Raw genomic sequence first — 12,145 nt, 5'->3', positions numbered from 1 at the left:
TTTTTATCGGACATACTCCGTGAGAAAACCCGTCCACATGCCCCATGGCAAAGGGGCCGGGTGTGTCGGCAACCTCTCACATCATCGCAACGTCACAGACCAACATGAAATATTATAGCGAATTGGGCGGGCGATTGCAACAAGAAGTTATACATTTGCTCGTTTCCAATTCCTATTAGTTTTTCAATAGAAAGCCGGCATCGGATCGCTTGTACGATTCAATGCCGGCAATTTCACCAGTCGTTTGATTGCTAACCCAATACTACACGATCATCGGCAAGCTTGCGACCACTAATTTGTTCAAACTCTCCCAGTAATCGCTCAACAGTCAGTTCTTTCTTGCGCTGCGCATCAACATCGAGGATGATCCGGCCCTTGTCCATCATTATAAGACGATTACCCAACTTAATAGCCTGCTCCATATTATGCGTGACCATCAGAGTCGTGAGCGACATCTCACGTACTAACGTCTCTGTGAGCGAGGTGATTAGTTCAGCACGGGCTGGATCAAGCGCAGCCGTATGTTCGTCGAGCAATAGAATCTGCGGCTTCGTGAATGTCGACATGAGAAGGCTGAGCGCTTGACGCTCACCGCCGGACAATAAACCAACTTTCGCTTTAAAACGATTCTCCAGCCCAATACCGAGCTTTGCCAGCTGCTCCTTAAAGATCGCACGTCTAGCCTTCGTAACGCCAATCTGGAATCCGCGGCTTTGTCCACGTTTGAACGCCATCGCCATATTTTCCTCGATCGTCATGGTTGGCGCTGTACCTGCCATTGGATCCTGGAACACACGGCCGATCCAACGTGCACGGCGATGTTCAGGTTGTTGGGTTATGATACGCCCGTCAATGCTGACGTCTCCCGTATCCGGCTTCATAACGCCGGATATAATATTCATAAGCGTCGACTTTCCTGCACCGTTACTGCCGATGACAGTGACGAAGTCGCCTGGATTGAGTTTGAGGTTAATCCCGAGCAGCGCAATTTTCTCATCGACCGTACCAGGATTGAACAATTTGGACACTTTCGAAATCTCGATCATCGCGTTACCCCTCCTTGGTCATTCTACGCGTCGACACCGATGCTTCAGCTGCTTTCGCAAGAATCTGAGCCGAACGTCTGCGCGCGTTTGATTTTTCCTTCATATATTTACGTACGGAAGGGAACACAAGAGCGATAATAACAATGACTGCAGTGATGAGTTTCAGATCGGAAGCTTTGAGCCATTCAACACGCAGAGCTATTGCTACAATAATACGGTATACGATCGAACCGAGTACGACAGCCAGCGTAGCGCGGAAAATTGATTTTGCCCCGAAGATCGCCTCGCCGATAATAACCGACGCAAGACCAATAACGATCATACCGATACCCATCGATATGTCAGCGAAACCGCCTTGCTGCGCGACCATTGCACCAGACAAAGCAACAAGACCATTGGACAAGCTGATGCCTACAATCTTGGTATTATCGGTATTCGCGCCGAAGCTTCTAATCATACGTGCATTGTCTCCCGTTGCGCGAAGGCTTAGACCTTGATCCGTACGGAAGTACATATCGAGCAGCAGCTTGATCGCAATGACGATGATTGGCATAATAACGAGCACCGATACACCGGTAAAGATCGTTTCTTCACGGATAAGCGAGATGTTCGGTCTTCCCATGATTCGCAGGTTAATAGAATAGAGAGCGATCATCATCAGAATGCCGGAGAGCAGTCCGTTGATTTTACCTTTCGTATGCAAAATACCCGTCAGCGCACCAGCGGCAAGTCCTCCGCCAAAAGCAGCCAAAGTCGCAAGCCATGGCTCAGCACCATGCGAAATCATTACGGCAGCGATACCCGCGCCTGTTGTAAAACTGCCGTCGACCGTTAGGTCGGGAAAGTCTAGAATACGGAACGTAATATAGACGCCAAGCGCCATCAAAGCATAAAGAAGCCCCAACTCAATCGCGCCGTTAAACCAACTAGGCATTGTATTCCCTCCATTACAAATTAATAGCGGAGTGAACACGAACGATCGGTTCACTCCGCATAGCTTTCAATTACCACATAAGAATTTATTAGTTATTGATTCTAATGATAAAAACAAATTCTTATTGGCGATAAAACCCTCCTCTAAACGCGGTCGCTCATCTCCGAAAGACCTCGATAGAGGTTTTCTCACGATCTTCTAATTGAACTATTCAATGATATTGGTTGCAGCGTCTTTCACTTGCGCTTTCATTGCATCGGTAACCGTAATGCCTTGTGCTTCAGCAGCCTTCAGGTTCAGAATCAGGTCGAGCTTGTCCGGAACCGTGATTTTCAATTCGCCTGGTTTCTTGCCGTTCTTCAAGATATCAACAGCCATCTGGCCAACTTGGTAACCATGGTCATAGTATTTGAATCCAACTGTTGCGAACGAGCCGTTCTCAACCGTATCACGGTCACTCGAGAACAGTGGGATATGTTTGTCGTTGGCCGTTTGAACAATAGCATCAAAGCCGTTAACAACCATGTTGTCGAGCGTTACATAAAATGCATCTACACGACCAACAAGCGATTCCGCCGCCTGTTTAACTTCCGATGTATTCGTAACTGGTGCTTTGATCAGCTCGATGCCGTATTTGTCGAGTTCTTCTTTAGCTTTGTCAGCCATCACGACTGCGTTCGTCTCGCCTTCATTAATAATAAGGCCAAGCTTCTTCACGTTCGGGAAGTCCGTTGAAATGAATTTCATCAATTGTGCAATAGCTTCCGGGTTCGTATCCGAAGCACCAGAGACATTACCGCCTGGTTGATCCAGGTTCGTTACGATATCCGCGGCAATTGGATCTGTGACAGCAGCGAACAAAACTGGAACATTCGCTACTTGTTGAACGACTGCTTGTGCGGAAGGCGTTGCGATCGCAAGCACGAGATCGTTCTTATCGCTGGCAACTTTCTGTGCAATCGACAAGTTGTTCGTTTGATCGCCTTGCGCATTGTTGTAATCAATCTTCAGGTTCTCGCCTTCAACCAGACCGCCATCTTTCAAAGCGGCGATGAAGCCTTCGCGCGTTGCGTCAAGGGCTGGATGTTCAACAATTTGCGAAATCGCGATGTTGTATACCTTATCGCCGCTGGCTGCTGCATCTTTGCTGCCCTCATCATTCGATTTGGCTGTATTGCCGCATCCTGCGGATACAAGCAATGTTGCTGCTAAAACAAGTGAACCCCATACTTTCTTGCTGAACAAATGAACCCCTCCTGATGTACGTATGTTTTATCTAATATAACAAGTGAAATTCTTAATATTTATACTACTTTGCGCATGTTTACATCGTCAATGTAATTATTTTCAAAATTCTTATGTAATATTTTAACACTAATAATTCTTTCCATAAATGCAAAAAAAGAGCTGCCGTAAGTCAATTAAATGACTTACGGCAGCTCTCTAGATGCAATACGGCGTTACCGCCGTAATCGCATTATTTTTGGATCGTAGCTACTGCGCCAGCGCCTACCGTACGGCCGCCTTCGCGGATAGCGAAACGCGTACCTTCTTCGATAGCGATTGGAGCGATCAGCTCAACCGTAACCGTGATGTTATCGCCTGGCATTACCATCTCCGTACCTTCTGGCAGGTTGATGATGCCCGTAACGTCAGTTGTACGGAAGTAGAACTGTGGACGGTAGCCCGTGAAGAAAGGCTTGTGACGGCCACCCTCTTCTTTAGTCAGAACGTAGATTTGAGCCGTGAAGTTCGTGTGTGGTTTAACGGAACCTGGCTTAGCCAGTACTTGACCACGCTCGATGTCTTTACGGTCAACGCCACGAAGCAGTGCGCCGATGTTGTCGCCTGCTTGAGCGGAGTCAAGCAGTTTACGGAACATTTCAACGCCCGTACATACCGATTTGCGAGTTTCTTCTTGCAGACCGATGATTTCTACCTCGTCGGATACTTTGATTACACCGCGCTCTACGCGACCAGTTGCAACCGTACCACGGCCCGTGATCGTGAACACGTCCTCGACAGGCATAAGGAAAGGCTTGTCAGTGTCGCGCTCAGGCGTAGGGATGTACGTGTCAACGTGCTCGAACAGTTCAACGATTTTGTTAGCCCACTCGCCATCTGGGTTTTGCAGTGCTTCACGCGCTGCGCCACGAACGATTGGAGTGTCGTCGCCTGGGAATTCGTACTCGTTGAGGAGGTCACGAACTTCCATTTCTACGAGCTCGAGGAGCTCTTCGTCTTCAACCATGTCGCATTTGTTCAGGAATACGACGATGTAAGGAACGCCTACTTGGCGGGAGAGCAGGATGTGCTCGCGCGTTTGTGGCATTGGGCCGTCAGCTGCGGATACGACGAGGATAGCGCCGTCCATTTGTGCTGCACCCGTGATCATGTTTTTAACGTAGTCGGCGTGACCTGGGCAGTCAACGTGAGCGTAGTGACGGTTAGGCGTCTCATACTCAACGTGAGCTGTCGAGATCGTGATACCGCGCTCGCGCTCTTCTGGAGCTTTGTCGATTTGGTCGAATGCTACTGCAGCACCGCCGTATTTTTTGGACAGTACCGTCGTGATAGCTGCCGTCAGAGTCGTTTTACCGTGGTCGACGTGACCGATCGTACCGATGTTAACGTGCGGTTTATTACGTTCAAATTTAGCCTTAGCCATTGAACTTCTGCCTCCTTAAATAAATAATTATAGTTTTTGTTGTATGTGATGGTATCCGCGGCTTACGAATAGTCGCGCAAGCCGCAAAACCAAGTAAACCTTATGGTTTAGCTATTTAACACGAAAGCTTAGGCTTGAGCGCCTTTGTTCTTCGCGATGATAGCTTCGGAGATCGAACGCGGAACTTCTTCGTAGTGAGAAAGTTCCATCGAGAATACGCCGCGTCCTTGCGTACCCGAACGGAGAACCGTCGAGTAGCCGAACATTTCGGAAAGAGGTACCTTCGCACGAACGATCAGGGAGCCGTGTTTCGTGTCGGAACCTTCGATGCGGCCACGACGGGAGCTGAGCATACCCATTACGTCACCCATGTATTCTTCCGGAACACTAACTTCGACTTTCATGATTGGCTCAAGCAGTACTGGGGAACATTTGTCCTTAGCTGCTTTAAGCGCCATCGAACCAGCAATTTTGAACGCCATCTCCGAGGAGTCAACGTCATGGTACGAACCATCGACAACAGTTGCTTTGATGTCAACAAGCGGGAAGCCTGCGAGGACACCGTTCTTCATCGATTCTTCGATACCAGCTTGGATAGGGCCGATGAATTCACGTGGAATAGAGCCGCCAACGACTTTGTTTTCGAACGTGAAGCCTGCGCCAGCTTCTTGTGGTTCGAACTCAACCCAGCAATGACCAAATTGGCCACGGCCGCCGGATTGGCGAACGAACTTACCTTCAACTTTAGCAGCAGTTTTGAAAGTCTCACGGTAAGCTACCTGAGGTGCGCCTACGTTCGTTTCGACTTTGAATTCACGAAGCATACGGTCTACAAGGATCTCCAAGTGGAGCTCGCCCATACCCGCGATGATCGTTTGACCAGTTTCCTCGTCTGTGTGAGCGCGGAACGTCGGATCTTCTTCAGCGAGCTTCTGCAGAGCGATACCCATTTTATCTTGGTCAGCTTTAGTCTTAGGCTCAACCGCGAGTTGGATAACTGGTTCTGGGAAGTTCATCGACTCAAGAATTACCGGGTTCTTCTCGTCGCACAGCGTGTCGCCAGTCGTCGTGTCTTTCAGACCTACTGCAGCCGCGATATCACCGGAGTAAACTTCGCTGATTTCTTGACGGCTGTTAGCGTGCATCTGAAGGATACGACCTACCCGTTCACGTTTACCTTTCGTTGCATTCACAACATACGAACCGGAGCTCAATACACCGGAGTATACGCGGAAGAACGTAAGTTTACCGACATACGGGTCAGTCATGATTTTGAACGCCAGTGCCGAGAACGGTTGATCGTCAGCCGATTTGCGCGTCGTCTCCGTGCCATCTTCAAGGGTACCCTTGATGTCTGGAACGTCGATTGGAGCAGGCAGGTAGTCAACAACCGCGTCGAGCATAAGCTGAACGCCCTTGTTACGGTACGAGGAGCCGCACACAACTGGGAAGATTTTAACTTCGCAAACGCCTTTACGGAGCGTAGCTTTCAGTTCCGCGATTGTGATTTCTTCACCTTCGAGGTACTTCATCGTCAATTCTTCGTCAAGTTCTACGACTTTCTCTACCAGATCCGCGCGGAGCTCTTCGACTTTGTCTGCAAGCTCAGCTGGGATTTCGATGATCTCAGGATCTTTGCCGAGGTCATCTTTGTACTTATATGCTTTACGCTCAACGAGGTCAATCATGCCGAGGAAATCGTTCTCAGCGCCGATTGGCAGTTGAATCGCTACAGCATTCGCTTGCAGACGCTCACGCATGTCTTTAACGACATTCAGGAAGTCTGCACCGATGATGTCCATCTTGTTAACGTATGCGATACGCGGAACGCCGTAGCGGTCTGCTTGACGCCATACAGTTTCGGACTGAGGCTCAACGCCTTCTTTTGCACTGAATACACCTACAGCCCCGTCCAATACGCGCAGGGAACGTTCAACTTCTACCGTGAAGTCAACGTGCCCTGGGGTGTCGATAATATTGATGCGGTGTCCATTCCACTGAGCAGTCGTTGCAGCGGACGTGATTGTGATACCACGCTCCTGCTCTTGCTCCATCCAGTCCATCGTAGCTGCACCTTCGTGCACCTCGCCGATTTTGTGGGTACGGCCCGTGTAGAACAGGATCCGTTCAGTAGTTGTGGTTTTACCCGCATCAATATGCGCCATAATCCCGATGTTACGCGTATTTTTCAAGGAGAACTCTCTTGCCATGATTATGTCTCCTTCCGATTATACGAATGTGAATCCTACCAGCGGTAGTGAGCGAATGCTTTGTTCGCTTCCGCCATTTTGTGCGTGTCTTCGCGCTTCTTAACAGCTGCACCTGTGTTGTTCGATGCGTCAAGAATTTCAGCAGCCAGACGTTCTACCATCGTTTTCTCACCGCGGTTACGTGAGTAGTTCACGAGCCAACGGAGACCAAGCGACGTACGACGCTCCGGTTTCACTTCGATCGGTACTTGATAGTTGGAACCGCCTACGCGGCGAGCTTTAACTTCAAGGACAGGCATGATGTTCTTAATTGCTGCTTCAAAAACTTCCATTGGGTCTTTACCCGAACGTTCTTGAATGAGCTTGAATGCATCATACAGCAGTGTTTGTGCAACACCGCGTTTGCCGTCGATCATGATACGGTTGATCAGACGCGTTACCAATTTGCTATTGTACACCGGATCCGGCAGTACATCACGTTTAGTTACAGGACCTTTACGTGGCATGAGGATGTCCCCCTTTCTTGATTAATCACTTGTTGTAGCATTGTAATAAGCACGAATGCTTATTCTATTATTTCTTAACTTTCGCACGTTTCGTACCGTATTTCGAACGAGCTTGTTTACGGTTGTTAACGCCAGCCGTATCAAGTGCGCCACGAACGATGTGATAACGTACACCTGGAAGGTCTTTTACACGACCACCGCGGATCAGTACAACGCTGTGTTCTTGCAGGTTGTGACCGATACCTGGGATGTATGCCGTTACCTCGACTTTGTTCGTCAGACGTACGCGGGCATATTTCCGGAGTGCGGAGTTCGGTTTTTTAGGAGTCATCGTACCTACACGAGTGCAGACACCGCGCTTCTGAGGAGCGCTGATGTTAGTAGCCTCACGTTTCAGGGCGTTGAAACCTCTTTGCAGAGCCGGCGATTTCGATTTAACTACTTTCGCTTGACGGCCTTTGCGGACCAGTTGGTTAATAGTTGGCATGTTGCCACCCCCTTCCTCTATTCTCACTGCATCAGATCTTGCTCAAAAATTTAAGCCCACAGATCCAGGCGATTCATAAAGAAACAAATAAAAATTTCTGTCAGCATGTTCATCTTAAAATAAACTGCCAACAAAAATAACGATTCTCTATTCGTCTTCCGATGAATCCGGAATTACCGCAGCCATTGCGGCTCCAACGTCGATCTCGCAGGTTTCCCCAAGATCTCGCATCGTCGGCACCCATTGGACTTCGATTCCTGATTCAACGCACAACCGAACGATTCGGTCCGTCAACCGCGGATCTGCATCTTGCGCGACATAGACGAGTACAGCCTTGCGTAACTCGACCATCTTCGTCGTTTGCTTCGTGCCGATCTTGTACTGCATGCAATCACCACTCTTCATTCGACTAGATAATGATCACAGCCACAGGCACACTTCGATATATTAGCACCCAGTGCCCATACATGTCAAGGTAGTTCCAATGAATAAATCGATATAATCTATTTGAAAAAATAACCTCGACGCAGAGTTTCAAAGATGAGTTCAAAAGAAATGGAACCTGCTGGCGACAGTCGATCGATACGACTGTCGCCAACAGCTTCCGTTTACTTCATTGCTCAGTTATCCGTCATCAAAGATTAGGATTCAACCGCTACTGACTCTTGATCTGCCGAGCTGTCAGTCTCCAACACTTCATCCTCCAGCCCTGCGAAGCGGATGCTCCGGTAACGAGTCATACCCGTACCAGCTGGGATCAGTTTGCCGATGATGACATTTTCTTTCAGACCAAGCAATTGGTCGACCTTGCCTTTGATAGCTGCGTCTGTCAGGACGCGAGTCGTTTCTTGGAACGAAGCTGCGGACAAGAACGAATCCGTCTCGAGGGACGCCTTCGTAATACCGAGCAATACCGGTTTCGCAACAGCAGGCTCAAGGCCGGCCAGAATTGCAGTGCGGTTAGCTGCTTCGTATTCATGAATGTCGACGAACGAACCTGGCAGAAGCGGCGTATCCCCGTTATCAACGATACGGATTTTGCGAAGCATCTGCTTGATCATAACTTCAACGTGCTTATCGTTAATTTCTACGCCTTGGTTACGGTATACGCGTTGAACTTCCTGAAGGATGTAGTTCTGTACGCCCCGGATACCTTTGATGCGCAGCATTTCTTTAGGGTCGATCGAACCGTCCGTCAATTCGTCACCAGCATCAAGTTTCGCGCCTTCGCTTACGCGGAGACGGGAGCCGTAAGGTACAGAATATACCTTCGTCTCAGCTTCACCCTGGACTTCGATTTCACGGCGGTCTTTACCGTCACGAACCTCTTTGACGATACCGTCGATTTCGCTGATCGTCGCTTGACCTTTCGGATTACGCGCCTCGAAGAGCTCTTGGATACGCGGCAAACCTTGCGTAATATCGTCGCCGGCAACGCCGCCGGTGTGGAATGTACGCATTGTAAGCTGCGTGCCCGGCTCACCGATCGATTGCGCAGCGATAATGCCGACTGCTTCACCGATCTCAACGAATTTACCGGTCGCCAAGTTACGGCCGTAGCACATTTTGCAGACGCCATGACGAGCACGGCAGCTGAGTACTGTACGGATTTGGAGCTTCTTAACGCCTGCAGCGACGATTTGCTCCGCTTTGTTCGAGTCAATTAGCTCATTACGGCGAGCGATGATCTCTCTCGTCTCCGGATGGCGAACGGTCTCGAAGCAGTAACGGCCTTCAATACGGTCGTACAGATCCTCGATAACCTCTTTACCATCACGGATTTGACTAACGGTGAAGCCTTTATCCGTACCGCAGTCGTCTTCACGGACGATAACGTCCTGTGCAACGTCTACGAGACGACGAGTCAGGTAACCCGAGTCAGCTGTACGCAGTGCTGTATCGGCAAGACCTTTACGAGCACCGTGCGTCGAAATGAAGTACTCGAGGACAGTCAGACCGTCACGGAAGTTCGATTTGATCGGGATTTCAAAGATACGACCGGATGGCGTTGCCATCAGACCGCGCATACCGCCAAGCTGCGTAATCTGCGATTTGTTACCCCGTGCTTTGGAGTCGACCATGAGCATGATGGAATTGAAACGGTCCATCGATTTCATGAGCGCATCCGTTACTTGGTCTTTCGCTTTACCCCAAATCTCGATAACGCGATCATAACGTTCTTCGTCAGTGATCAGACCGCGACGATATTGATTCGTCACGAGTTTAACCTTCTCATCCGACTCCTTCATGATCTGTTGTCTTTCGGCTGGAACCGTAACGTCAGCCACGGCAACGGTAATACCAGCGCGTGTCGAGTACGTGAATCCAAGCTTCTTGATTTGGTCAAGGATGACCGACGTTCTTGTCGTCTCATAGATGCGGAAGCATTCTGCGATAATGTTACCGAGATACTCTTTGCCGACTGCTGGAGCAACCGGAAGCGTCTCGATAATTTCACGCAGGTCTGCGCCTTTCTCGTAGACGAAGTATTTCTCCGGCGTACCGTGCAGCAAGTTGGCTTTGGAAGCCTCGTTGATGTATGGGAACGTATCCGGGAAGATTTCGTTGAAAATGATTTTACCAACCGTCGTGCTCAGAAGCGCATCCTGCTGCTTCTCAGTGAACGAGGTTTTGCCAAGCACACGTGCAGGAATGAATACACGTGCATGCAGCGCTGCTGCACCGCGTTGGTATGCGGATACTGCTTCGTTAACCGAAGCGAATACAAGGCCGCTGCCCTTCGCGTCTTTGTTATCGAACGTCAGATAGTAGCTGCCGAGTACCATATCCTGGGACGGAGTAACAACAGGCTTACCATCTTTCGGGTTCAAGATGTTGCCCGAAGCCAGCATGAGCAAACGTGCTTCTGCTTGCGCTTCCGCAGACAACGGAACGTGAACAGCCATCTGGTCACCGTCGAAGTCGGCGTTGTATGCCGTACATACGAGTGGATGCAGACGAATTGCGCGTCCTTCAACCAGAATTGGTTCGAACGCTTGAATGCCGAGACGGTGAAGCGTCGGAGCACGGTTCAGGAGAACCGGATGTTCTTTGATTACTTCCTCAAGAACGTCCCACACTTCAGCGCTCACGCGTTCAACTTTGCGCTTCGCGCTCTTGATGTTGTGAGCGAGGCCTTTGTTCACAAGCTCTTTCATAACGAACGGCTTGAACAATTCAAGCGCCATCTCTTTCGGCAGACCGCATTGGTACATTTTCAAATATGGACCAACGACGATAACGGAACGACCAGAGTAGTCAACCCGTTTACCGAGCAAGTTCTGACGGAAACGTCCTTGTTTACCTTTCAGCATGTGGCTGAGCGATTTCAGAGGACGGTTGCCCGGACCTGTTACAGGACGGCCGCGGCGACCGTTGTCGATCAGCGCGTCAACGGCTTCCTGCAGCATCCGTTTCTCGTTCTGTACGATAATGTCAGGAGCACCCAGATCAAGCAGGCGCTTCAGACGGTTATTACGGTTAATAACACGACGATAAAGATCGTTCAAGTCGGACGTTGCGAAACGTCCACCATCGAGCTGGACCATCGGACGAAGCTCCGGCGGAATAACCGGAAGCACGTCGAGGATCATCCAGTCCGGGCGATTGCCGGAGCTGTTGAAAGCTTCGATTACTTCAAGACGCTTAATCGCACGGTTACGGCGTTGGCCTTGTGCAGTGCGCAGCTCTTCTTTCAGCGTGTCGAGTTCTTTCTCGAGGTCGATGTCTTGAAGCAGTTTCTTAACAGCTTCTGCACCCATGCCGGCTTGGAAACCATAGCCGTACTTCTCACGATAGCTGCGGTATTCCTTCTCGGAGAGCAATTGCTTCTTCTCGAGTGGCGTATCGCCTGGATCCGTAACAACATAGGATGCAAAGTAGATGATCTCTTCCAGCGAGCGTGGCGACATATCAAGCGCCAAGCCCATCCGGCTAGGGATCCCTTTGAAATACCAGATGTGCGATACCGGAGCGGCGAGCTCAATATGGCCCATCCGCTCACGGCGTACTTTGGAGCGCGTTACTTCAACGCCGCAGCGATCGCACACAACGCCTTTGTAACGTACCCGTTTATATTTACCGCAATGACATTCCCAGTCTTTCGTAGGTCCGAAAATCTTCTCGCAGAAGAGACCTTCTTTCTCCGGCTTCAACGTCCTATAGTTGATGGTTTCCGGCTTCTTCACTTCTCCGCGGGACCACGATCGAATTTTATCGGGAGATGCCAGCCCGATCTTCATGTACTCGAAGTTGTTCACGTCCAACAAGGAGCAACCCTCCTTCGTCAAGTATC

Annotated in this window: 9 protein-coding genes; all 9 read right to left on the bottom strand. The window is 49.8% G+C overall.

Going from position 1 to position 12,145, the window contains the following annotated elements; genetic code table 11:
- Window positions 1-251: 251 nt before the first annotated feature.
- Window positions 252-1,046, bottom strand: coding sequence for an ABC transporter ATP-binding protein (locus SBI19_RS20095; protein ID WP_317971316.1), 795 nt, complete (start codon window positions 1,044-1,046; stop codon window positions 252-254).
- A 4-nt stretch (window positions 1,047-1,050) separates the two neighbouring features.
- A complete protein-coding gene (locus SBI19_RS20090; RefSeq protein ID WP_317971315.1) occupies window positions 1,051-1,980 on the bottom strand; it encodes an ABC transporter permease in 930 nt (309 codons plus the stop codon).
- Between the two features lie 207 nt (window positions 1,981-2,187).
- Window positions 2,188-3,225: an ABC transporter substrate-binding protein gene (locus SBI19_RS20085; RefSeq protein ID WP_317971314.1), complete on the bottom strand. Its 1,038-nt coding sequence runs from the start codon at window positions 3,223-3,225 to the stop codon at window positions 2,188-2,190.
- Between the two features lie 232 nt (window positions 3,226-3,457).
- On the bottom strand, window positions 3,458-4,648 hold the full coding sequence (tuf, locus tag SBI19_RS20080; protein ID WP_317971313.1) for an elongation factor Tu: 1,191 nt from the start codon (window positions 4,646-4,648) through the stop codon (window positions 3,458-3,460).
- Between the two features lie 128 nt (window positions 4,649-4,776).
- A complete protein-coding gene (gene fusA / locus SBI19_RS20075; RefSeq protein ID WP_317971312.1) occupies window positions 4,777-6,858 on the bottom strand; it encodes an elongation factor G in 2,082 nt (693 codons plus the stop codon).
- 35 nt (window positions 6,859-6,893) lie between these two features.
- Window positions 6,894-7,364, bottom strand: coding sequence for a 30S ribosomal protein S7 (rpsG, locus tag SBI19_RS20070; RefSeq protein ID WP_110046857.1), 471 nt, complete (start codon window positions 7,362-7,364; stop codon window positions 6,894-6,896).
- 67 nt (window positions 7,365-7,431) lie between these two features.
- Window positions 7,432-7,851, bottom strand: coding sequence for a 30S ribosomal protein S12 (gene rpsL, locus SBI19_RS20065; RefSeq protein WP_191207176.1), 420 nt, complete (start codon window positions 7,849-7,851; stop codon window positions 7,432-7,434).
- Window positions 7,852-7,998: 147 nt separating this feature from the next.
- Window positions 7,999-8,238, bottom strand: coding sequence for a ribosomal L7Ae/L30e/S12e/Gadd45 family protein (locus SBI19_RS20060; protein ID WP_317971311.1), 240 nt, complete (start codon window positions 8,236-8,238; stop codon window positions 7,999-8,001).
- Window positions 8,239-8,492: 254 nt separating this feature from the next.
- Window positions 8,493-12,119 (bottom strand): DNA-directed RNA polymerase subunit beta', encoded by a 3,627-nt coding sequence (gene rpoC / locus SBI19_RS20055; RefSeq protein WP_317971310.1) that lies wholly within the window; start codon window positions 12,117-12,119, stop codon window positions 8,493-8,495.
- Window positions 12,120-12,145 lie beyond the last annotated feature (26 nt).

This window comes from Paenibacillus sp. CCS19 (assembly GCF_033239625.1).
In the GTDB taxonomy this organism is placed as follows: Bacteria; Bacillota; Bacilli; order Paenibacillales; family Paenibacillaceae; genus Paenibacillus_T.
This window is presented reverse-complemented; position numbering and strand designations above follow the sequence as displayed.

Excerpts from the sequence above, each read along its gene's own strand:
- SBI19_RS20095 (WP_317971316.1), bottom strand. The coding sequence starts at position 1,046 with ATGATCGAGATTTCGAAAGTGTCCAAATTGTTCAATCCTGGTACGGTC.
- SBI19_RS20090 (WP_317971315.1), bottom strand. The coding sequence starts at position 1,980 with ATGCCTAGTTGGTTTAACGGCGCGATTGAGTTGGGGCTTCTTTATGCT.
- tuf (WP_317971313.1), bottom strand. The coding sequence starts at position 4,648 with ATGGCTAAGGCTAAATTTGAACGTAATAAACCGCACGTTAACATCGGT.
- fusA (WP_317971312.1), bottom strand. The coding sequence starts at position 6,858 with ATGGCAAGAGAGTTCTCCTTGAAAAATACGCGTAACATCGGGATTATG.
- rpsG (WP_110046857.1), bottom strand. The coding sequence starts at position 7,364 with ATGCCACGTAAAGGTCCTGTAACTAAACGTGATGTACTGCCGGATCCG.
- rpsL (WP_191207176.1), bottom strand. The coding sequence starts at position 7,851 with ATGCCAACTATTAACCAACTGGTCCGCAAAGGCCGTCAAGCGAAAGTA.
- SBI19_RS20060 (WP_317971311.1), bottom strand. The coding sequence starts at position 8,238 with ATGCAGTACAAGATCGGCACGAAGCAAACGACGAAGATGGTCGAGTTA.